This is a genomic window from Aegicerativicinus sediminis, from assembly GCF_015476115.1.
Classification (GTDB): domain Bacteria; phylum Bacteroidota; class Bacteroidia; order Flavobacteriales; family Flavobacteriaceae; genus Aegicerativicinus; species Aegicerativicinus sediminis.
On sequence record NZ_CP064295.1, the window covers coordinates 283,942 to 308,226 of the forward strand.

A 24,285-nucleotide genomic window follows, 5' to 3' on the forward strand; every position below is an offset into this window, starting at 1 on the left:
AGGCTCGGCTGGAGCGGGTTCAATTGTAATCAAAAAACTATTCTCATCGGTACAGTTAGGCGTCGTACCGCTCTGTGCGAAAACATAGATTGTTTGAGTACTCGTAATCTGATCACCAGCATTAAGGGTAACGCCAGTTCCTCCGCTACCGGTATAGTAATTTCCCATGGAAAGTGATGGGAGTACATAGCTTTCACAGGCATCAATATCTGCGGGAGCATCAGCCACAGGTGCAGAATAAACTTCTACACTTACAGAATTAGAATGTGTAAATGTCCCGCTATGAACAACAGTGACCGTATAAGTATAGGATCCTGCCAACAAATTTAAAACAACAGGATTCTGTAAATTTGATGAAAACGAATAACCACTTGGTCCAGTCCCGGACCAAGAATAAGTATTAGAAGAATCTGTACTACCTGCTCCCGAAGGATTTGCATATAGGTTTAAGACAGTACCTTCACAAATCGGACCATTGGAAGAGGGGGAAACATTAATACTTCCACCACCATCGTTCAAATCATTAAAACTAAATGGCTTGTCCGAACCATTACCATGACCATTACAAGAAGAATAGGTATTACCACCAATTACCAGTTTTTTAGCAGCATCACAAGGATTACTCTCATCCATATAACCTCCATCCACTATAAATGCTGAACCAGAGGGAAGTGATAAAATTACATTAGCTGTCCAATCAATTACACCCCCAGAGGAAATAATCATGACATCTGTATTTACAGATGTATGAGCACTTATAAATAAGGTATCAGTCCCCCCTATCCCATCACCAACTATTACCGAATTAATGTGGCCCGGAATATTGGAAGTTAGTGTCACCGAAAAACCACCTTGAATGGAAACTTGATTAACAGTAGGCCCACCCGTCTGACCAGGATAATACGTCGCTGCTACCCAAGTTGTTCCATTATAATATTGCCAAATATTAACATTAGTCCAATTCCCTGAAGCGATTGAGCGATAGTCTCCAATAGTTTGAGAATAAATAAAAGAGCTGAAAAGGAAAAAAAGAGCTAATAATAATTTGAGTAGATTTTGTTGCAAAATACTTTTATTAGATGCCATTTGCTTTAAATGCATTTGAAGGTTTGGAGAATAGGTAAGTCCAATACAGGGAAGCCATAATTAAAATTTTAAGGATAAAACTAATTTTAGGATCTTTAGTTGGACCATAAACAATCAATAGAAGCTTCTATTTCAATTTGTTAAACAATTTTATAAAAAGTCAGAAATGATTTAGGACAAACAAGCAATGGGGAGAGATAAATTGATTTCATGGAATAGGTAGTTTTTTAAATTTCAAATTAATAGCTGTTAGGATTTTGGAAAGATAGCTATTGTGAAAACTTATATTATTAAGTAACTGAATGGGTTATACACAAAATTTTAACAACATAATGGATTCCTCTTAGAAATTGTTAAAGGAGAATTTGGTTTTGAAAAAATCACCTAAATATTTCGATCTAAATTCAACAATTTAAGCTTGTTTAATACTACTTTAAAAAATCAAAATAAAATTAAATCCTATCTTTGCCATCCAATTTTTAGGCATGAAATTCCACGAAGAAATTAATAGGAGAAGAACCTTTGGTATTATCTCACACCCGGATGCTGGTAAAACTACATTAACCGAAAAATTACTACTCTTTGGTGGAGCTATACAGGAAGCAGGTGCAGTAAAAAGCAACAAAATTAAGAAAGGAGCTACTTCTGACTTTATGGAGATTGAAAGGCAGAGAGGAATTTCTGTAGCTACTTCGGTTTTGGCATTTGAATATGACGGATATAAAATTAATATTCTCGACACACCTGGCCACAAGGATTTCGCTGAAGACACTTTTAGAACTTTAACAGCAGTTGATAGTGTTATTGTAGTAATAGATGTAGCAAAGGGTGTTGAGGAGCAAACAGAGAAATTGGTTGAAGTTTGTAGAATGCGAAATATACCTATGATCGTATTTATAAACAAACTTGATCGTGAGGGGAAAGATGCTTTTGATTTATTGGATGAGATTGAACAAAAACTAAACTTGAAAGTCGTTCCTTTGAGTTTCCCAATTGGTATGGGTTACGACTTTAAAGGTATTTACAATATTTGGGAGAAGAATATAAACCTATTTAGTGGAGATAGTCGAAAAAACATTGAGGAAACTATTGAAATTAAGGACTTGTCTTCTGTAGAACTTGATAAATTAGTAGGCGAAAAATCGGCGAATACTTTAAGAGAAGAAGTTGAATTGGTTCAAGGAATTTATCCTGAATTCAACAAAGAGGCTTACCTTAATGGTGAACAGCAGCCAGTATTTTTTGGATCGGCATTAAACAACTTTGGGGTACGTGAATTGTTGGATTGTTTTGTAGCCATAGCACCAAAACCCAGACCAAAGAAAAGCGAAGAACGTTTAGTAAATCCTGATGAGGATAAATTTTCTGGCTTTGTTTTTAAAATTCACGCCAACATGGATCCAAATCATAGAGATCGATTGGCTTTCATTAAAATAGTATCAGGAAAGTTTGAAAGAAACACTCCGTATCTTCATGTTAGAAACAATAAGAAACTGAAATTTTCCAGCCCTAATGCTTTTTTTGCAGAGAAGAAAGAAATTGTGGATGTCTCTTATCCTGGTGATATTGTTGGCTTACATGATACGGGCAATTTTAAAATCGGTGATACCTTAACGGAGGGTGAGGAACTTCATTATAAGGGAATTCCCAGTTTTTCACCCGAACATTTCCGTTATATTAATAATGCTGACCCCATGAAATCCAAACAATTGGCTAAAGGTATTGACCAATTAATGGATGAAGGTGTTGCACAACTATTCACCTTAGAGTTGAATGGCAGGAAAGTAATTGGAACTGTAGGGGCCCTACAATATGAAGTAATTCAATACCGCCTAGAACATGAATACGGGGCAAAGTGCAGTTACGAAAATTTAAACGTGCATAAAGCTTGTTGGGTTCAACCCACCGATCCGAAAAATGCAGAGTTTAAGGATTTTAAAAATGTAAAACAGCGCTACCTTGCCAAGGATAAAAAAGGGCAATTAGTATTCCTTGCAGACTCTCCTTTTTCACTTCAAATGACGAAGGATAAGTATTCTACGATTAAATTTCATTATACATCAGAATATAGTTGATTTTCAACATTTTATATAGTTAAAGCATAATTTTTAGTGTATTTCATCGATTTTTTTATGCATTTTATCTATATTAAAACTTGATTTTGTACATTGACTTCATTAATTTATGATTAGATTATAACCCCAAAAATGATCTACTTATGAGCCCTACTAACCCCAACGTTTACAGTAACGATGAGATTACTGTAACCTACAAACCTAGCGCCTGCATAAATGCAGAAAGATGCGCAAATGAGCTTTCCAATGTTTTCAGACAAACTGTAATCCCTTGGATTAATCTAGACGGTGCTCCTACAAAAAAAATAGTGGAGCAAATAAAAAAATGCCCTTCTGGGGCATTACAATGTAAATCTAATAAGGTATTAGTTTAAAAAGAACGCCTTTGTATAATATACAAAGGCGTTCTTTTTTCCATACCTAAAAAATTCTGACAGAGATTCATGGTATCGGTGGTTGCCCAATGAAATTTTTTTATGCCTGACCCGTTGGTCCAAAATTCAAGGGTATGGGCGGTTGCTCATAATCTTTGATTTCTCCATGGGCATTTTCAAATCTTTGAACATTATCTTTTAAAGCCTTCAAAAGTCTTTTTGCATGTTGAGGCGTTAAAATAATTCTAGATTTCACCTTGCTCTTAGGAGTTCCTGGCATAATGCTTACAAAATCCACAACAAATTCTGAAACAGAATGATTAATAATGGCTAAATTAGAATAAGTCCCTTCTGCCACATTCTCATCTATTTCAATATTTATTTTTCCTTGATTTCTTTTTTTATTGTCTTCTGCCATAACAGTATAATTTATTTTGAAAAAAAAAGCTCCATCTTCTGATGGAGCTTTCAATTTAGTTATAATTCATAGCTTCTTTAGCTCTCATCATTTGGTCGAATTCTTCCTTCGAACCAACAATAATGTGATCAAATCTTCTCACACCAGTTCCGGCAGGAATTCTATGACCAACAATTACGTTTTCTTTCAATCCATCTAGATCATCAACTTTAGCACTCACTGCAGCTTCATTCAAGACTTTGGTTGTTTCCTGGAAGGATGCAGCACTAATAAATGATTTAGTTTGAAGTGAAGCCCTTGTAATACCTTGAAGGATTGGTGTAGCCGTTGCAGGCTGCGCATCCCTAGCTGTAACCAGATTCTTGTCTTCTCTTCTAAGAATTGAATTCTCATCTCTTAAGTCACGTAAGGTAACAATCTGACCTGCTTTTAAATTCTGTGAATCACCAGCATCCTCTACTACTTTCATACCAAAAATCTTATCGTTTTCTTCAATGAAATCGCTTTTGTGGACTAATTGGTTTTCTAAGAAAATTGTATCACCGGAATCAATGATTTGAACCTTACGCATCATTTGTCTTACAACAACTTCAAAGTGCTTATCATTAATTTTCACACCCTGTAAACGATAAACTTCTTGTACCTCGTTTACTAAATATTGCTGAACAGCTGATGGGCCTTTAATATTAAGGATGTCTTCAGGAGTTACAGAACCATCTGATAATGGCATACCAGCTTTAACATAATCATTCTCCTGAACAAGGATTTGGTTAGATAATTTCACCAAATACTTCTTAATCTCGCCTAACTTGGACTCTACGATAATTTCACGGTTACCTCTCTTGATTTTTCCGAAGGAAACAACACCATCAATTTCGCTAACAACAGCTGGGTTAGATGGGTTACGAGCTTCGAACAATTCGGTTACCCTTGGAAGACCACCAGTAATATCACCTGCCTTAGCTGACTTACGAGGTATCTTAACCAAAATTTTACCTACGTTGATTTTCTCACCATCATCAATCATCAAGTGTGCACCAACAGGAAGGTTATAAGATCTAATTGTACTACCCTTACCATCTTCAATATGAAGTGTAGGAATCAATCGTTTATTTCTAGATTCAGAAATTACTTTTTCTTGGAATCCGGTTTGCTCATCAATTTCAACCTGATAAGTAACACCTTGCTCAATGTTTTCATATTTTACCTTACCGGCAAATTCAGAAATAATTACACCGTTATATGGATCCCATTGACAGATAACATCACCTCTTTTAACCTTTTGTCCGTTTTTCACATAAATGAAAGAACCATAAGGAATGTTATTAGTTGAGAGAGCAATACCTGTATTGGCATCAACCAACTTCATTTCTGAAGTTCTTGAAATAACTACATCGACTTTTTGTCCATTGCTATCTGTTGTTTCAACCGTCTTAAGATCTTCAATCTCAACAATACCATCAAACTTAGCAATTAACTTATTCTCTTCGGAAATGTTACCTGCAATACCACCCACGTGGAAAGTTCTCAAAGTAAGCTGTGTACCTGGCTCACCAATAGACTGTGCAGCAACAACACCAACAGCTTCACCTATTTGTACCATTTTTCCGGTAGCTAAATTTCTACCGTAACAATTTGCACAAATACCTTGCTTAGCCTCACAAGTTAATGGAGAACGTACTTCAATTGTCTCTACTGGAGACTCCTCAATCTTCCGAGCAATAGTTTCATCGATATGATCACCAGCAGATACCAACAATTCTTCCGTTACAGGATCATAAACATCATTTAATGAAGTTCTACCAACAATTCTATCTTCTAATCTTTCAACAACTTCTTCATTTTTCTTAAGCGCAGAAACTTCGATACCTCTTAGAGTTCCACAATCTTCTGAATAAATGATAACATCTTGTGAAACATCCACCAAACGTCTTGTTAAATAACCTGCATCGGCAGTCTTAAGAGCGGTATCCGCAAGACCTTTACGAGCACCGTGAGTAGAGATAAAGTACTCAAGAATTGATAAACCTTCTTTAAAATTAGAAAGAATCGGATTCTCGATAATTTCGCCACCACCAGCATTAGATTTTTTAGGCTTGGCCATCAAACCACGCATACCAGTAAGCTGACGAATCTGTTCTTTGGATCCCCTCGCACCAGAATCAAGCATCATATACACAGAGTTAAATCCTTGCTGATCCTCACGAATACGTTTCATGGAAAGCTCTGTTAATTCAGCATTGGTCGATGTCCAAATATCAATAACTTTGGTTATAACGTTCGTTATTGGTAATCAATCCCATATTATAGTTTGCCATGATGCCATCCACCAATTCATTGGCACGATCAATCATGGTGTGCTTTTCCTTAGGAATGATAATATCACCTAAACTAAATGAAAGGCCACCTTGGAAGGCAAATCTATAACCTAGATCTTTTATTTTATCTAAGAATTCTGCTGTTTCTGGAACGCTAGTAACTTTAAGAATGTTTCCAATGATATCTCTCAAGGATTTTTTGGTCAAGACTTGATTAATATAACCAGCTCTTTCAGGAACTGATTCATTAAACAATACTCTACCAACTGTAGTTTCTATAATTTGAGGAACCAACTCTCCTTTATCATTGAAATCTTTTACTCTAACTTTTATTATTCCATTAAGGTCTACTTTCTTCTCGTTATAAGCTATAGTAACTTCTTCCGGAGAATAGAATGTTAGGCCTTCACCTTTAATTTTATGATCAGGTGTAGAACGTCTTTCCTTAGTCATATAATATAGACCAAGAACCATGTCCTGAGAAGGTACGGTAATTGGTGAACCATTAGCAGGGTTAAGGATATTATGTGACGCCAACATTAATAATTGTGACTCTAAAATAGCCTCTGGTCCAAGTGGCAAATGTACCGCCATCTGGTCACCATCGAAATCCGCATTAAATGCAGTACACACTAACGGGTGCAACTGGATTGCTTTACCTTCAATAAGTTTCGGTTGGAAAGCTTGGATACCCAATCTGTGAAGCGTAGGAGCCCGGTTCAATAATACTGGGTGGCCTTTCAATACGTTTTCAAGTATATCCCAAACGACAGGTTCTCTCCTATCGATAATTTTCTTTGCAGATTTTACAGTCTTTACAATACCTCTTTCAATCAACTTTCTGATGATAAATGGCTTGTAAAGTTCCGCTGCCATGTTTTTAGGCAAACCACATTCGTATAATTTCAATTCTGGCCCTACAACAATTACAGAACGAGCAGAATAGTCAACACGCTTACCCAATAAGTTTTGACGGAAACGACCTTGCTTACCTTTTAATGAATCTGAAAGTGATTTTAATGGTCTGTTGGAATCTGTCTTAACAGCAGAAGCTTTTCTAGTGTTATCAAATAACGAATCTACAGATTCTTGAAGCATACGCTTCTCATTGCGTAAAATCACTTCTGGAGCTTTTATCTCAACCAACCTCTTAAGACGGTTGTTACGAATAATAACTCTTCTATAAAGATCATTTAAGTCTGAAGTAGCAAAACGACCACCATCAAGGGGCACCAATGGACGTAATTCTGGTGGAATAACAGGTATTACCTTCATTATCATCCACTCAGGTCTATTCTCTCTGTTAGAGTTAGAATCCCTGAACGCCTCAACAACTTGAAGTCTCTTAAGAGCCTCCATTTTACGTTGTTTTGAAGTTTCGTTATTTGCCTTGTGTCTTAAATCATAAGACAACTCATCCAAATCGATTCTAGCCAACAACTCAATCAAACATTCAGCACCCATTTTGGCGATGAATTTATTTGGGTCGTGATCGTCTAAATACTGGTTTTCAGAGGGAAGAGATTCAAGAATATTTAAATATTCCTCTTCAGTTAAGAAGTCCATCTTATTTAAAGGCTCACCATCTACGTTAGTTGCGTTACCTGGTTGAATAACCACGTATCTTTCATAATAGATGATCATATCCAATTGCTTGGAAGGCAAACCTAGAAGGTAACCTATTTTATTAGGCAACGATCTGAAATACCAAATATGAGCTACAGGAACCACTAAATTGATATGACCAACTCTATCTCTACGAACTTTTTTCTCAGTTACCTCAACGCCACAACGGTCACAAACGATTCCTTTATATCGAATTCTTTTATATTTACCACAAGCACATTCAAAATCCTTTACTGGACCAAAAATACGCTCGCAGAACAAACCATCTCTTTCTGGTTTGTGAGTACGATAATTGATAGTTTCTGGCTTTAGAACTTCACCCCTTGAAGAAGCCAAAATGGATTCAGGAGAAGCCAAACCAATAGAGATCTTGTTAAATCTCTGAACAGTGTTTTTATCTTGTTTTCTTGCCATTATTTTATGGTGCTATCAAATTATTTTGTAATGAAATTATCCCTTTGGGATTACTCTTCAAGTCTGATGTCTAAACCTAGACCTTTAAGTTCGTGCATCAGTACGTTGAATGATTCTGGTAAGCCAGGTTCTGGCATTGGTTCACCTTTTACGATTGCTTCGTAAGTTTTGGCCCTACCAATAACGTCATCAGACTTCACAGTTAAAATTTCCCTTAAGGTACTAGAAGCTCCGTATGCTTCAAGGGCCCAAACCTCCATCTCACCAAAACGCTGACCTCCAAACTGTGCTTTACCACCCAGAGGTTGTTGTGTAATTAATGAGTATGGACCAATAGATCTAGAGTGCATCTTATCATCTACCATGTGACCTAATTTCAACATATAGATGACACCTACCGTTGCAGGCTGATCGAATTTCTCACCGGTTCCACCATCATATAAATAAGTGTGGCCAAATTGAGGAACACCGGCATTATCAGTGATTTCATTTATCTGATCTAATGATGCACCATCAAAAATTGGAGTAGCATATTTGGTTCCTAATTTCTGCCCAGCCCATCCAAGAACAGTTTCATAAATCTGACCGATGTTCATACGAGAAGGTACACCAAGCGGATTAAGAACGATATCAACTGGCGTTCCATCTTCCAAAAAAGGCATATCCTCTGCACGTACAATTCTAGCAACAATACCTTTGTTACCGTGACGACCTGCCATCTTATCACCTACTTTAAGTTTACGTTTTTTGGCAACATAAACCTTCGCTAATTTGATTATTCCAGCAGGAAGTTCATCCCCTACAGAAATAGTGAATTTCTCACGTCTCAAAGAACCTTGAAGATCATTTTCCTTGATCTTGTAGTTATGAATTAGTTCAGCAACCAATTTATTTGTATGGTCGTCAGTTGTCCAAGTTCCAGAAGTTAAATGCGTGTAGTCATCTACAGAATTTAACATTTTCAAGGTGTATTTCTTTCCTTTTGGAATGATTTCTTCACCTAGATCATTATAAATGCCTTGAGCCGTTTTACCGTTTACGATTGTGAAAAGTTTATCAACTAAAACTTCTTTTAAATCGTCAAACTTCTTGTAGTAAATCTCTTCAAGAGCATCGATATCTTCCTTATCCTTGGCTCTCTTTCTCTTATCTTTAATTGCTCTTGAGAACAATTTTTTATCAATTACAACACCATGTAACGAAGGTGAAGCTTTAAGCGATGCATCTTTAACATCACCAGCCTTATCACCGAAAATAGCCCTTAACAGTTTTTCTTCTGGTGTAGGATCGCTTTCTCCTTTAGGAGTGATCTTACCAATAAGAATATCACCAGGTTTAATTTCAGCACCAATACGAATCATACCATTTTCATCAAGGTCTTTAGTCGCCTCTTCAGAAACGTTTGGTATATCGTTGGTTAATTCTTCATTACCTAATTTGGTGTCTCTAACTTCTAACGCATATTCGTCTATGTGGATAGAAGTAAAAATATCGTCGCGAACAACTTTTTCAGAAATAACAATCGCATCCTCGAAGTTGTACCCTTTCCAAGGCATGAAGGCAACCTTCATATTTCTACCAAGGGCCAATTCACCTTTTTCAGTCGCATAACCTTCACATAGAACTTGACCTTTGTTTACTTTGTCACCTTTCTTAACGATAGGTTTAAGGTTGATACAAGTACCTTGGTTTGTTTTTCTGAATTTCACTAAAGGATATGTTTTGGTATCGCTATCGAAGCTCACCAATCCATCTTCTTCAGTTCGGTCATAACGAATTCTTATTTCGTTTGCATCTACGTACTCAACAACACCATCCCCTTCAGCATTAATCAATACACGAGAATCTGAGGCTACTTGTCTTTCTAAACCTGTACCTACAATTGGAGATTCTGGTCTCAATAGAGGAACTGCTTGACGCATCATGTTAGATCCCATCAAGGCACGGTTAGCATCATCATGCTCTAAGAAAGGAATCAAAGATGCAGAAATAGATGCAATCTGGTTAGGAGCAACGTCTGTATAATGAACTGTCGTTGGCTCAACAACTGGGAAATCACCTTCTTGTCTGGCAATAATTTTGTCCTCCAAAATTTTACCATCATCATCAACATTTACAGTAGCCTGGGCTATCAATAAATCTTCTTCTTCCTCAGCACTTAAATAAGTTGGTACATTTTTAATATCCACAACTCCTTCTTCAACTTTGCGGTATGGGGTCTCAATAAAGCCCATTGAGTTAACTTTTGCAAAAACAGAAAGTGAAGAAATCAAACCAATGTTTGGACCTTCAGGAGTTTCAATAGGACAAAGGCGTCCATAATGTGTATAGTGAACGTCACGAACCTCAAATCCTGCACGCTCTCGTGATAGACCACCAGGGCCTAATGCAGAAAGACGACGCTTATGAGTAATTTCAGCCAATGGATTTGTTTGGTCCATAAACTGAGATAACTGGTTTGTACCAAAGAATGAATTAATTACAGAAGACAGAGTTTTCGCATTAATCAAATCGATTGGCGTGAAAACTTCATTATCCCTAACGTTCATTCTTTCACGAATGGTACGAGCCATACGAGCCAAACCAACACCAAATTGGGATGATAACTGCTCACCTACTGTTCTGACACGACGGTTAGATAAGTGGTCGATATCATCAATCTCCGCTTTTGAGTTGATAAGCTCAATTAAATATTTTATTATAGTAATGATATCTTCTTTGGTAAGAACTTGTTTGTCCATACCGATATCAAGACCAAGTTTTTTGTTCATTCTATAACGACCAACTTCTCCTAAACTATAACGCTGATCACTGAAGAACAATTTCTCAATGATACCACGTGCAGTTTCCTCATCAGGCGGTTCAGCATTACGCAATTGGCGGTAAATATGCTCAACAGCTTCCTTTTCGGAGTTAGTCGGGTCTTTTTGTAACGTATTATAGATGATCGCATAATCACCTTGCTGTGCATTCTCTTTATGTAATAGAACCGTTTTTACACCAGCATCAAGGATCTCGTCGATATTATCCTTATCAATTAAAGTGTCACGATCTAATACAATTTCATTACGCTCAATAGAAACAACTTCACCCGTATCTTCGTCAACGAAATCTTCGTGCCAAGTATTAAGAACACGTGCAGCTAATTTTCTGCCTAAAACTTTTTTAAGTCCAGCTTTAGATACTTTAACCTCCTCAGCTAAATCGAAAATTTCAAGGATATCTTTGTCCCTTTCAAAACCGATAGCACGGAATAAAGTAGTTACTGGTAATTTCTTTTTACGATCAATATAGGCGTACATTACGCTATTGATGTCTGTAGCAAATTCTATCCAAGACCCTTTGAATGGAATAACCCTAGCTGAATACAACTTGGTACCATTAGCATGGAAAGATTGACTAAAAAATACCCCAGGAGATCTGTGTAACTGAGACACAACAACTCTCTCGGCACCATTGATAACAAAGGTTCCACTAGGGGTCATATATGGAATAGTTCCTAAGTAAACATCTTGAACAATAGTTTCAAAATCTTCATGCTCAGGATCTGTGCAATAAAGTTTTAAACGTGCTTTTAGGGGCACACTGTAAGTAAGACCTCTCTCAATACATTCTTCAATTGTATAACGCGGAGGATCTATGAAGTAATCTAAAAACTCAAGTACAAATTGATTACGAGTATCTGTAATCGGGAAGTTCTCCATGAAGGTATTATACAAACCCTCATTTCCTCTCTCTTCTGATTTTGTCTCTAACTGGAAAAAGTCTTGGAACGACTTTATTTGAACGTCCAGGAAATCTGGATAATTCGTTTTATTTACAATTGAAGAGAAGTTAATTCTTTCAGCTTGTGTTGCTAACATCGACGAACGAGATTTTGATTAAAGTATAAATGAAAGTGTATATGCAATTATATACACAAAAGGGTTTAGGTCATATCGCGCCGAAAGGCGAGACTGACCTAAACCATATTTTGTAGCTATACGCTGAGCTTACTTAAGCTCAACCTCAGCTCCAGCTTCTTCTAAAGAAGATTTTAATCCTTCAGCCTCATCTTTAGAAACACCTTCCTTAATTGGGTTTGGTGCTCCATCAACAAGTTCTTTTGCATCTTTAAGACCTAGACCTGTTAACTCTTTTACAAGTTTAACAACAGCTAGTTTAGATGCACCAGCGCTCTTAAGGATAACATCGAATTCGGTTTTTTCTTCAGCAGCTTCTTCACCACCGCCAGCAGCAGCACCACCAGCAACAGCAACAGCAGCAGCAGCAGGCTCAATACCGTATTCTTCCTTTAAAATTGTAGCTAATTCGTTAACTTCCTTTACGGTAAGGTTAACCAATTGTTCTGCAAAATCTTTTAAATCTGCCATTTTCTATCGTTTTTGTAAATTTTTAAATATATAATTTGTTGAGTGCGTACACTTTAATATTACCCTTCTTTCTCAGATAGGGTCTTAAGGATACCGGCCAATTTACCGCCTCCAGATTTAAGAGCTGAAATAACATTCTTAGCTGGAGATTGAAGTAATCCAACAATATCCCCAATAAGCTCTTCTCTAGATTTAATATCAACTAGGGCATCTAATTGATCGTCTCCTATATAAATTGCCTCTTCGATGAAAGCTCCTTTAAGCAAAGGCCTATCAGATTTTTTTCTAAAGGCTTTAATTACTTTAGCAGGTGCATTACCTGTCTCAGAATACATCACTGATGTATTTCCTTTAAGGACATTAGGAAGTTCTCCGAAATCTTTTTCAGAAGCTTCCATTGCCTTAGTCAACAAGGTATTTTTAACAACCGCTAGTTTTACGTTAGCTTTAAAACAAGCTCTACGTAGATCTGAAGTGTTTCCTGCATCTAGTCCTGAAATATCAGCTAAATAGATGTTAGGATTATTTCCTAACTCTGCAGTCAACTCTTCAATTACCTGTGCTTTTTGTTCTCTTGTCATTTTCTGAAAGTTTAACTACTTACTTAGTGATTTTTGGATCTATAGAAATACTAGGGCTCATAGTACTAGACATTGAAATACTTTTCATGTACGTACCTTTAGCCGCAGTAGGCTTCAATTTAATCAACGTAGACAATAGTTCATTAGCATTGCCCACCAACTTATCGGCACTAAATGATGCCTTTCCAATTGGAGCGTGAACGATACCAGTTTTATCAACTCTAAAGTCGATTTTACCAGCTTTTACTTCACTTACTGCCTTACCAACTTCCATTGTTACGGTTCCTGTTTTTGGGTTCGGCATTAAACCACGTGGGCCTAATACTCTACCTAATGGACCTAATTTACCCATAATGCTAGGCATAGTGATGATAACATCAACATCGGTCCATCCGCTTTTTATCTTGTCTAGATATTCATCTAAACCAACATAATCAGCACCTGCTTCTTTAGCCTCTTCTTCCTTATCTGGAGTTACTAGGGCTAACACTTTCATATCCTTACCAGTTCCGTGAGGAAGAGAAACGACACCTCTAACCATTTGGTTAGCTTTTCTTGGATCTACACCAAGTCTAACTGCTAGGTCTACAGAGGCATCAAATTTTGTGTAAGTAATTTCCTTTACTAGAGCTGAAGCTTCTTCTAATGTGTACAATTTTGAATTGTCTACTTTAGATCTGGCTTCCTTTTGCTTTTTAGTCAATCTTGCCATTTCAAAAATTTTTAGTTAGGAGCTGTTCCGCCTCTAACTGTTATACCCATGGATCTTGCAGTACCAGCAACCATTTTCATAGCAGAATCGACTGTAAATGCATTTAAATCTTGCATTTTATCTTCTGCAATAGTTCTGATTTGGTCCCAAGATACTCTTGCTACCTTCTTTCTGTTCGGTTCACCTGATCCCTTTTTTACTTTGGCCGCTTCCATTAACTGTACAGCAGCTGGAGGAGTCTTTACAACAAAATCGAATGATTTGTCTTTGTAAACAGAAATTACAACTGGAAGAACTTTACCAGGTTTATCCTGAGTCCTAGCGTTGAACTGCTTACAAAATTCCATAATGTTAACTCCAGCAGCTCCTAAAGCGGGTCCTACCGGTGGCGAAGGATTCGCGGCACCTCCCCGAACTTGTAGCTTAACTACTTTACTTAACTCTTTTGCCATTTTAATTAATTTAGTTGCAGATCTTTCAATATTGGAAGCAAAAAAAGATCTACTTTATATAGTGTAACACTTTATACTTTTTCAACTTGCATATAGCTCAATTCTAATGGTGTCTTTCTCCCAAAGATTTTAACCATTACTTCAAGCTTACGCTTTTCTTCATTTATTTTTTCGATGATACCGTCGAATCCATTAAATGGACCATCAATAACCTTAACAGTTTCACCAATTGTGAATGGAATTGCAACATTAGCATCGGCATCTAAGGCTAACTCATCAACCTTACCTAACATCCTATTCACTTCAGACTGTCTTAATGGCACAGGATCTCCTCCTTTTGTTTCACCTAAAAATCCAATAACGTTTGTAATGGATTTAATAATGTGAGGAATCTCTCCACTAAGATTAGCCTGAATCATTATGTAACCAGGAAAATAAACTCTTTCCTTGTTTATTTTTTTCCCGTTCCTAATTTGAATTACTTTTTCTGTTGGAACTAATACCTGCTCAACGTAGTCCTCTAACCCAAGTCTGGAAATTTCGTTTTCAATATATGTCTTAACCTTGTTCTCCTGTCCACTAACAGCTCGAACGACATACCACTTCTTTGTTAAACTTGTCTCAGACATTTTATTGCTTTCTTTTAACCGATCCAATTAAAATAAGCTTGAATCACTTTGCTGAAAACAGTATCCACTCCCCAAATTGCTAAAGAGAAAATAATGGAAAACACAGCTACCAAAACTGTTAGGCTTTGGGCTTCTTGCCATGTTGGCCACGATACATTATTCTTTAATTCATCAAAAGAATCTTTAATATAATTTACTATTCCAGCCATTATTAATTTTAATTTTGACTTTATTTATTGGATCTCCAGTAAATAAACGTATTTGCACGGGTTGAGAGACTCGAACTCCCGACACCTGGTTTTGGAGACCAGTGCTCTACCAACTGAGCTAAACCCGTCTCTGGGATAAGAACACCATAAAAATATGTCATAGCTTCCCTCTCCCTATAAATAAAAGTCAAGGCGTCCCGCTTTTGCAGGACACCTTAAGACCTATTTTTGTTTTTGGACTTAGTCTAGGATTTCAGTAACCTGACCAGCACCTACAGTTCTACCACCTTCACGGATAGCGAAACGTAGACCAACATTCATTGCGATTGGCTGAATCAAATCAACTGTAATTGTTAAGTTATCCCCAGGCATAACCATTTCAACTCCATCAGGAAGCATAATGTTTCCTGTTACGTCAGTTGTTCTTACGTAGAACTGTGGACGGTAGTTGTTATGGAATGGAGTGTGACGTCCACCTTCTTCTTTCTTAAGGATATAAACCTCAGCTTTGAATTTTTTGTGTGGAGTTACTGAACCTGGCTTACAGATTACCATACCACGAGATATTTGAGTCTTCTCGATACCTCTTAGAAGGATACCAGCGTTATCACCAGCTTCACCTCTATCAAGAATTTGACGGAACATCTCGATACCAGTAATTGTAGAAGTTAATTTCTCAGCACCCATACCGATAATCTCAACTGGGTCACCAGTTTTTGCAATACCAGTTTCGATACGACCAGTAGCAACAGTACCACGACCAGTAATAGAGAATACATCCTCGATTGGCATTAAGAAAGGCTTATCGATTTCACGTAATGGCTCTTCAATCCAAGAATCAACCGCTTCCATCAACTCCATAACGGTATCAACCCATTTTTGCTCACCGTTTAATGCACCTAATGCAGAACCAGCGATAACAGGCCCATTGTCACCATCATATTCATAGAAAGATAACAAGTCACGGATTTCCATTTCAACAAGCTCTAATAGCTCTTCATCATCAACCATATCCACTTTGTTCATGAAAACAACGATACGTGGAATACCTACCTGACGACCTAAAAGGATGTGCTCACGAGTTTGAGGCATAGGACCATCAGTTGCAGCAACAACCAAGATAGCACCATCCATTTGTGCAGCACCAGTAACCATGTTCTTTACGTAATCCGCGTGACCAGGACAGTCAACGTGAGCGTAGTGACGGTTAGCTGTTTGGTACTCTACGTGAGAAGTGTTAATTGTAATACCTCTCTCCTTTTCTTCAGGAGCGTTATCAATTTGATCAAATGATCTAGCTTCTGACAAACCAGCGTCAGCTAAAACTTTAGTAATAGCCGCAGTTAAGGTTGTCTTACCGTGATCAACGTGTCCAATGGTACCAATATTTAAGTGTGGTTTTGAACGATCGAAAGTTGCCTTTGCCATTGTTAAATTATTTTATTCTTATTTATATTAGTGTTCTTAAATTAATTCTACTGCCACATGGCAGTAAATTTATCGTACGCAAATAACAAGACTTCAGCCTTGTTTTTTGATTTATTTCGTTGAGCCAATGAGGGGATTTGAACCCCTGACCTCTTCCTTACCAAGGAAACGCTCTACCCCTGAGCTACACCGGCGTAAAGTGTTTTAACCTACAACCCTCAATTCTATATCACAAAAGCAATATTGAAGGAAGAGATCCTGTCTTCACAGGATTGGTTAGAGCGGGAGACCGGGTTCGAACCGGCGACATTCAGCTTGGAAGGCTGACGCTCTACCAACTGAGCTACTCCCGCTTTTAAAACTTAATTTTCTTGAGATATTGTTTCCCTCTTTTTTGGGAGCACAAATTTACAAAAAATTTTGTGGGGAGAGCAGGATTCGAACCTGCGAAGGTGAAAACCAACAGATTTACAGTCTGTCCTCGTTGGCCGCTTGAGTATCTCCCCAAATTTGGTATTCAAAATGTCAAAAAAACGTTGTGTTATTAATATCTAACACTTTGATTTTGAGCCTCCAGAGGGATTCGAACCCACGACCCCGAGATTACAAATCACGTGCTCTGGCCAACTGAGCTATGGAGGCATTTATGGCCCTTTTTTAACCATAAAAAAGTCCGCTATTTCTAACGGACTGCAAATGTATAGATTTATTTTAGTATTCAAAACAAATTTTATAAAATTTTCTTAGCTCCTAGGCCTTAATTTTTGTTTGCGTTTTTTTAATTGCCTTTCTAAGGATGAAGCTGCCATATCTGCACCTTCTTCAAAGGATTTGCATTGCTTTTTCACCACTAAACTATCACCAGGAACATGTACACGCGCCTCAAAAATTTTATTCTCTTTTGAACTGGTGTTATCTAATTTCAAATAGACATTCGATTGTATCACCTTATCGTAGAATAAATCTAACTTATCCATACGCTTTTGGATAAAGGTAATCAATTTAGGATCTGCATTGAAATTTACTGATTGGGTGTTTACTTTCATCTTTCTTCTTTTTTAGGTTAATATTTATTTTAGAAAGCGTGTTTCATTAAAGTCTGAAACAAAGACTATTTCAGAATAAAAAAATCCATTTATGAATCTTGTCTGGGGTGAGATTTAAAATGAACCTTTTTCAATTCTGCAATACTATTATGTGTATAAACTTGAGTAGCGGCTAGGCTAGAATGCCCAAGCAACTCCTTAACCGCATTTAGATTGGCACCCTCGTTCAACAAATGTGTCGCAAATGAGTGCCTCAGTATGTGTGGACTACATTTTGCCTTAGTGGATGCATTACTAAAATAATCATTTATTACTCTATAGACAAGAGTGTCGTAAATTTTAGTTCCTTTGGCGGTGAGGAAAATATATTCACCATCCTTAATAGTTTCTAATTCGTTTCTAAAAGTTAAATAGGTTTTAAACCGGTCTCTAACTACATTTATTAACGGAATAAAACGTTCCTTATTTCTCTTACCCAAGACTTTTAACACACCATTTTCTAATTGTAAATCTGTAAGTTTTAGATTTACCAATTCTGCACGTCTCATACCAGTGGCATAAAACAATTCCACAATTAATTGATTTCGAATATTTTCAAAGGAAGACCCCTCCTCCTTCAACATATCTAAAACCGAATAAACCTCTTCTTTGGAAAATGGCATTTGTTTAGATTTTTTAACTTTTAATGCCTTGTGAAGAACCATCGGGTTTGAATTTATTGTTCCTGCCCGTTGGATAAATTTAAAAAATGAATTTAAAGCGGAAGTTTTGCGATTGATAGATCGATTATCTAAACCTTGCTCAACAAGACTAACAATCCATTGTCTTATAACGCCATAGTTAACCTCTGAATATTGAAGTGTTCCATATGAATCCCGTAGAAAAAGGTTAAAATCATTTAAATCCTTAGAATAGGAAATTACCGTATGTTGTGAATATTTTTTTTCAACGGCTAAGTAATCTATAAAAGATTCAATCCAATCCATCAATTTAATCCTTGGGTAGGCAAAAGATAATAAAATAAAATTGGGATAAAAAAAATCCCATCTGTTAGGATGGGATTTCAAATATTATTCAAGAAAATTAAATTTCTTCTTTATCCTTTAATGTCTGGATATATTGTGCTTTTTGAATTTGAGAGCGTCTCTCAATCGAAGGTTTTGTAAACTGCTTACGATTGTGCAATTCACGCTTTACACCAGTCTTATCAAATTTACGCTTTAAACGCTTTAGCGCTCTATCGATATTTTCTCCGTCTTTTACAGGTATTATTAACATCGGCCTTAACCTCCTCTCTTTTAAAATTTTGGTGGGCAAATATAGAAACTATTTTAATTTACCGCAATATTTTTTTTGAAATTATTATGGTGATAAATAACTAAATACGTGGCTTGTAGGACTTCTTATCAATAATGATCTTGGAAATGATTTCCCGAAGGATTTCGGAGGTACCACCACCAATTGGCCCCAAACGGCTATCTCTCAATAAACGAGCCATGGGATAATCTTCCATATAACCGTAGCCCCCCAAAAATTGAAGACATTCATAAATTACATCATCAGCCATTTTGGTCGACTTCAATTTAGCCATGGTTGCCTCTTTTACTGGATAATTACCTGCGTCTAATTGGGCGGTAATTACATAATTGAAGGTTTTGCAATGCTCGATTTCAGTAGCCAAATCTGCGACCTTATGCCTTAAGGCTTGAAACTGGTCAAGTGATTTGCCAAATGCCTGGCGCTCGTCCATATAATGCAAGGCGTATTCTAATGCATACTCTGCACGAGCATGCGCATTAATTGCCATTATTAAACGTTCCAAAGCAAAGTGCTGCATTATATATGGAAAGCCTTTGTTTTCTTCTCCAAGCATCTTATCTGAACCTACTTTTACATTATCAAAAGAGATTTCTGCGGTATCGGACGCTCTCCATCCTAGTTTGTCTAATTTAGAAGTATTAATTCCTTCTGAATTACTGTCAACAACAAAAAGACTAATTCCTTTATTACCTAAAGTAGGATCCGTCTTTGCCGCCACCACCATGTAGTCAGCATAAACACCATTGGTAATAAAAGTTTTGGATCCATTAATAATATATCCGTCCCGTTCCTTTACAGCGGTGGTCCGCATACCAGCGACATCACTTCCCCCAAAGGGTTCAGTAATACACAAGCATCCCAACTTTTCACCATGGATACTAGGTTCTAAATAGTCTTTTTTAATAGAATCGCTACCCTCTGCATTTAAATGAGTCATAGCCAAATAACAATGAGCCCAAACAGCCGCCGCAAACCCACCAGAATTAATTTTCTGCAATTCTTCCAATAAAATAAGAGTATAGAAAAGGTCTAATCCTAACCCTCCATATTCGGTAGGGTAAGTTAGCCCTAGAAAACCCATATACCCTAATTTCGGCCATATCGCCTTATCGATTGTGCCATTTTTCTCCCATTCATCCACATGAGGTACCACCTCTTTTTGGAGAAAACTTTTTAAACTTTCCCTAAATAGATGATGCTCTTCTGTGAAATAAAGATTTTCCATAAAAACCTAGTTGCTCGAAATTAATTAAGCTGCAAATATAATTTTATTTGTTCAAATTTATTTTCCGGGAATCCTTTCACTGAATTTAATTCATCAAGAGATTTAAATCCTTCATGAAGTATGCGGTATTCGACGATTCTATGCGCCAACTCATAATCAATAAAAGGCACACTAACTAATCTGTCCCTATCAGCTGAGTTCAAATTAATTGTCTCAATTGGTCTTGGGGTTTTAACTTGAAATCTTTCAGATAAAATGCTAATCACCTCCGGTTTTAAACCATAAACATTTTCTAATTCAATTAAAGAAGCAAATCCGCCCTTAAATGAATTTCTGTAAGTAATAATCCTTTCGGCAAGAACATCCCCAATACCATTAACCATTTTTAGTTCCTGCAAGGTTGCCCTATTCAAATCAATGATTTCTTTGACTTCTGGCTTACCATTTATCTTATATTCAGCTGTATTCCTAATGGGATTATTAACCCAATCTGGAAACTTTATATAAGGCTCAATTTGAAGCATTAATGAATCTGAAACCCCACTAACCGTTTGAAAATCCTCAATTGAATTAATCCATTTACCGGTTTTTCTAAATTTTAAAACATTATCGATTTGGGTTGTGGACATTCCCAAAATATATCCTCTATAATCCGTTAGAAAATTAGGATTGAAAGGTAGAATGGAAACTCGTGAAACTTTCTCTTTTTGGATATTTTTAATAGAATCAATCTGCTTTTCTAAAAGTACTAAATCTTCATCCTGAATAAAATTATCCGTGCTGCGTGAATTGCCAAAAAACAAAAATCCCTGAAGTATGATAATGATTAATATCAAAAAAAGAATCCCATTCCGTTGCTGATTTGTTAATTCGAAATGGGATTTAATATGTTTCATTTTGGGCTATTACATATGCTTGTTAAGGTCTTCCGCACCTTCTTCCAAAGCTGTATGCTTAACATTAATAGCATTCATATATTTCTTTAATTCCCGACTAATTATTGGAGACAGTATTACGACCCCAATAATATTTGGAACAACCATTGCAAAAATCATGGCGTCAGAGAAGTCTATTACTGCTCCTAAACTGATTGAAGAACCAATAACAACAAATATTAAGAATAAGATTTTATATACTAAGTCACTAACCTTTCCTTTTCCGAAGAGATAAACCCATCCTTGCATTCCGTAATAAGACCATGATATCATGGTTGAAAAGGCAAACAAAATAACGGCTACAGTTAAAACCACTGAAAAATGAGGTATGACAGAATCAAATGCTGTAGCAGTTAATTCAACACCTTCCTTAATCTCAACTCCATATTCCATAAATTGCCCATCATAATTGGTAATTATGATTACAAGAGCAGTCATTGTACAAATGATTACTGTATCAACAAATGGCTCTAACAATGCTACTATACCTTCACTAGCTGGATATTTTGTTCTTACCGCAGAGTGAGCGATCGCAGCAGACCCAACTCCTGCTTCATTTGAAAAGGCTCCTCTTCTTATTCCTTGTATCATCACACCAACAAGACCACCTGCTATGCCAAGTCCAGAGAATGCTCCTTCATATATCAAACCAAATGCATCTCCTATATGATTATAGTTAGCACCTAAAATAATTAGGGCGGCTAATACATATATACCTGCCATAAACGGTACAATCTTTTCAGTGACAGAGGCAATTCTTTTAATACCTCCGATTATTACAACCGCTACAATAACGGCCATTACCATTCCGAAATACATGCCAGCATTAGGAGATTCAAAACTAAATAGTTTAGTAAACTGAGCCGCAGCTTGATTTGCTTGGAACATATTTCCACCTCCAAAGGAACCTCCAATTACGAATATGGCAAATAATACTGCAAGGACTTTCCCGAAACCACCCATGCCTTTTTCTCTAAATCCTTTTGTTAAATAGTACATAGGGCCTCCATATACAGTACCATCCTTTCCAACATCCCTGTACTTTACACCTAAGGTACACTCTGCAAATTTGGATGCCATACCTAATAAACCAGCCAAAATCATCCAGAAAGTTGCCCCTGGGCCACCAATTGACAATGCTACTGCCACACCAGCTATATTACCTAAACCAACCGTAGCAGAAAGAGCTGCAGTTAATGCTTGGAAGTGAGATACCTCACCATGTGCACTATCATCTCTTAGAGTTTCAATTATATTTTCATCTTCATTCGGGGTTGGATCAGCGTACAGTGTGTCAGCACCGTGTCTTTCTATATCCTCATACTTCCCCTGTACAACCCTGAGTGCTGTTCTAAAACCAGTAATATTTATGAATTTGAAATAAATAGTAAAAAAGACTGCACCTCCTATTAAGACAATTAATACCCACGGAATGTTATAATTTTCAGAAAAAGGAATTTCATAAAAAATTCCATCAACAAACCAACTTGTATATTGTTTAAAAACACGATCGAACTTTTCTGAGGTTGATTCTTGAGCTATTGTAAGTAATGGAAATAAAACCGAGAAAAGAAGTAGTACAAGTTTCTTCATAAATAATGTCTAAGGGTTAGTTTGCTATTTTTAAAATGGGCGACAAGATGCTAAAAAATTCTGAGTTATTAAAAAACCATTTGTTAAAAGGCATTCTACTTTATCTTGTAGACTGAATTTAATTTGTCTATCTGTTCTGGCCTTCCCAATACAATAATCTTAGAATTTGGCACCAATAAAGTTTCAGCCTCTGGATTTACAATATAGTCGCCATCACCAGTTTTAAAGCCGATTACCGTGCAACCAGATATTCTCCTCAAATCTAAATCGCGAATAGTCTTTACCTCATTGGTATTATAGATCTGGTCGATGGAAAGTTCTTCAATATTAATATTAGATTTACCAATTATGGAAAGGTTATCTATAAATTCAATTAGGTCAGGTACCACAACCAAAGAAGCCATATGATCGCCACCTATCTTATCAGGAAGAATGACATTATCCGCTCCGGCCAATTTTAACTTTTGATAGGAGGTTTCTTGTGAAGCCCTACTTATTATTTTTAAGTTCTTATTTATTTGGCGTGCAGAGAGTACCACAAACAAATTATCTGAATCATTTGGTAACGCAGACAAAAGACTTGACGCTTTATCAATACCAGCTTGTCTCAAAATTTCATCCTCATTCGCATTTCCATGTATAAATGGTATATCTTCCATTGATTTATCGATGACATCCTTATCTTGTTCAATAACAACAAAGGGCCGATTATAACTTGTTAATTTCTTGGCCGCTTGTTTGCCATTCCGACCATATCCACATATAATAACATGGTTCTTCATGGAATCGATCGTTTTCTGCATTTTCTTTAATTTAAATTCTTCAAAATTGTTCTTACTTAAAATATATTCGGTTATTATGGAGATTGCATAACCCAAAATCACCACACTCGTAAGTATAAGGAATATGGTAAATATCTTCGAAAATTCATCTAACGGCTGAACCTCACTAAAACCAACCGTAGTAATTGTGATTACGGTCATATAAAATGCATTCAACCAGGTAAATCCAGAAATAAACCGAAACCCGACTATCCCGAAAAGCAGCAGAATAACAATAAGAAATACCGCCGTATATATCCTGGATCTGAAAATAGTGAAAATTGGGGTCATGCTTATAGGTCGAATACTGATGTTCGTTTAGTATAAACTAAATCTTTAATCCTCATCCAAAATGCCAAGAATAGGTATAGTGCAAATCCAAAACCTAAAGTAACGAAGGTGAGGTACATGAACGATGTTCGAACTACTTTCGCGCGAATTCCAATACGGTCTGCGATTCTCTGGCATACATAATAACCATGCTTCTGGAAAAAAAGTAAAGGCTTATAAATTATATTCATACCGTAAGTGGCTATGGCGGTAAATTTAATTAATTAAAGCCAATTTAGAATTTTGATTTTAAATTGGTTTTTTAATAACCAACTAAACTGCAATTTATATTTTTTGTTTAGCTTTCCCCTTGGAATTAT

19 protein-coding genes, 5 tRNA genes and 1 pseudogene are annotated in these 24,285 nt (G+C 36.6%); 2 read left to right on the plus strand and 23 right to left on the minus strand.

Annotation, left to right across the window (positions count from 1 at the left end):
- Positions 1-1,571 precede the first annotated feature (1,571 nt).
- Together ISU00_RS01265 and ISU00_RS01270 are read left to right on the plus strand one after the other, a co-directional pair.
- The gene (locus tag ISU00_RS01265; protein WP_228852233.1) at positions 1,572-3,161 is read left to right on the plus strand and encodes a peptide chain release factor 3; all 1,590 of its coding nucleotides are present in this window, start codon (positions 1,572-1,574) and stop codon (positions 3,159-3,161) included.
- Between the two features lie 143 nt (positions 3,162-3,304).
- Positions 3,305-3,535 carry a (4Fe-4S)-binding protein gene (locus ISU00_RS01270; protein WP_228852234.1) on the plus strand — a complete coding sequence of 77 codons (231 nt, stop codon included), beginning with the start codon at positions 3,305-3,307 and terminating at the stop codon, positions 3,533-3,535.
- 100 nt (positions 3,536-3,635) lie between these two features.
- On the opposite strand, the gene ISU00_RS01275 is transcribed toward ISU00_RS01270, so the two are convergent.
- From ISU00_RS01275 to ISU00_RS01385, 23 genes and pseudogenes are all read right to left on the minus strand, one after another.
- Positions 3,636-3,953 (minus strand): DUF3467 domain-containing protein, encoded by a 318-nt coding sequence (locus tag ISU00_RS01275; protein ID WP_228853704.1) that lies wholly within the window; start codon positions 3,951-3,953, stop codon positions 3,636-3,638.
- Between the two features lie 55 nt (positions 3,954-4,008).
- Positions 4,009-8,311, minus strand: a pseudogene (gene rpoC, locus ISU00_RS01280) (DNA-directed RNA polymerase subunit beta').
- A 50-nt stretch (positions 8,312-8,361) separates the two neighbouring features.
- Positions 8,362-12,174, minus strand: a complete 3,813-nt coding sequence (gene rpoB, locus ISU00_RS01285; RefSeq protein WP_228852235.1) for a DNA-directed RNA polymerase subunit beta — start codon at positions 12,172-12,174, stop codon at positions 8,362-8,364.
- Positions 12,175-12,303: 129 nt separating this feature from the next.
- A complete protein-coding gene (gene rplL, locus ISU00_RS01290) occupies positions 12,304-12,684 on the minus strand; it encodes a 50S ribosomal protein L7/L12 (RefSeq protein WP_228852236.1) in 381 nt (126 codons plus the stop codon).
- A 59-nt stretch (positions 12,685-12,743) separates the two neighbouring features.
- A complete protein-coding gene (gene rplJ / locus ISU00_RS01295; protein WP_228852237.1) occupies positions 12,744-13,265 on the minus strand; it encodes a 50S ribosomal protein L10 in 522 nt (173 codons plus the stop codon).
- Positions 13,266-13,284: 19 nt separating this feature from the next.
- Positions 13,285-13,977: a 50S ribosomal protein L1 gene (gene rplA, locus ISU00_RS01300; protein ID WP_228852238.1), complete on the minus strand. Its 693-nt coding sequence runs from the start codon at positions 13,975-13,977 to the stop codon at positions 13,285-13,287.
- An 11-nt stretch (positions 13,978-13,988) separates the two neighbouring features.
- On the minus strand, positions 13,989-14,429 hold the full coding sequence (rplK, locus tag ISU00_RS01305) for a 50S ribosomal protein L11 (RefSeq protein ID WP_228852239.1): 441 nt from the start codon (positions 14,427-14,429) through the stop codon (positions 13,989-13,991).
- Between the two features lie 71 nt (positions 14,430-14,500).
- A complete protein-coding gene (gene nusG / locus ISU00_RS01310; protein ID WP_228852240.1) occupies positions 14,501-15,058 on the minus strand; it encodes a transcription termination/antitermination protein NusG in 558 nt (185 codons plus the stop codon).
- A gap of 14 nt (positions 15,059-15,072) precedes the next feature.
- A complete protein-coding gene (gene secE / locus ISU00_RS01315; RefSeq protein WP_228852241.1) occupies positions 15,073-15,267 on the minus strand; it encodes a preprotein translocase subunit SecE in 195 nt (64 codons plus the stop codon).
- 55 nt (positions 15,268-15,322) lie between these two features.
- A tRNA-Trp gene (locus tag ISU00_RS01320) sits at positions 15,323-15,395 on the minus strand.
- 112 nt (positions 15,396-15,507) lie between these two features.
- Positions 15,508-16,695: an elongation factor Tu gene (tuf, locus tag ISU00_RS01325; protein WP_228852242.1), complete on the minus strand. Its 1,188-nt coding sequence runs from the start codon at positions 16,693-16,695 to the stop codon at positions 15,508-15,510.
- Between the two features lie 122 nt (positions 16,696-16,817).
- Positions 16,818-16,889: transfer RNA gene (locus ISU00_RS01330), tRNA-Thr, on the minus strand.
- 86 nt (positions 16,890-16,975) lie between these two features.
- Positions 16,976-17,048 (minus strand) — tRNA-Gly (locus ISU00_RS01335).
- Positions 17,049-17,118: 70 nt separating this feature from the next.
- Positions 17,119-17,201, minus strand: a tRNA-Tyr gene (locus ISU00_RS01340).
- 62 nt (positions 17,202-17,263) lie between these two features.
- Positions 17,264-17,337 (minus strand) — tRNA-Thr (locus ISU00_RS01345).
- Between the two features lie 101 nt (positions 17,338-17,438).
- Positions 17,439-17,741, minus strand: coding sequence for a ribosome hibernation-promoting factor, HPF/YfiA family (hpf, locus tag ISU00_RS01350; RefSeq protein ID WP_228852243.1), 303 nt, complete (start codon positions 17,739-17,741; stop codon positions 17,439-17,441).
- Between the two features lie 89 nt (positions 17,742-17,830).
- On the minus strand, positions 17,831-18,727 hold the full coding sequence (locus ISU00_RS01355) for a tyrosine-type recombinase/integrase (RefSeq protein WP_228852244.1): 897 nt from the start codon (positions 18,725-18,727) through the stop codon (positions 17,831-17,833).
- Between the two features lie 97 nt (positions 18,728-18,824).
- Entirely contained in the window at positions 18,825-19,019 is a 195-nt protein-coding gene (rpsU, locus tag ISU00_RS01360; RefSeq protein WP_228853705.1) for a 30S ribosomal protein S21, read from the minus strand.
- A gap of 100 nt (positions 19,020-19,119) precedes the next feature.
- Positions 19,120-20,286 (minus strand): acyl-CoA dehydrogenase family protein, encoded by a 1,167-nt coding sequence (locus ISU00_RS01365; RefSeq protein ID WP_228852245.1) that lies wholly within the window; start codon positions 20,284-20,286, stop codon positions 19,120-19,122.
- Between the two features lie 20 nt (positions 20,287-20,306).
- Positions 20,307-21,182, minus strand: coding sequence for a helix-hairpin-helix domain-containing protein (locus tag ISU00_RS01370; protein WP_228852246.1), 876 nt, complete (start codon positions 21,180-21,182; stop codon positions 20,307-20,309).
- Positions 21,183-21,191: 9 nt separating this feature from the next.
- Positions 21,192-22,814, minus strand: coding sequence for an alanine/glycine:cation symporter family protein (locus ISU00_RS01375; protein ID WP_228852247.1), 1,623 nt, complete (start codon positions 22,812-22,814; stop codon positions 21,192-21,194).
- A gap of 95 nt (positions 22,815-22,909) precedes the next feature.
- Positions 22,910-23,926 (minus strand): potassium channel family protein, encoded by a 1,017-nt coding sequence (locus tag ISU00_RS01380; RefSeq protein ID WP_228852248.1) that lies wholly within the window; start codon positions 23,924-23,926, stop codon positions 22,910-22,912.
- A 2-nt stretch (positions 23,927-23,928) separates the two neighbouring features.
- Positions 23,929-24,156, minus strand: a complete 228-nt coding sequence (locus ISU00_RS01385; protein ID WP_228852249.1) for a PspC domain-containing protein — start codon at positions 24,154-24,156, stop codon at positions 23,929-23,931.
- Positions 24,157-24,285 lie beyond the last annotated feature (129 nt).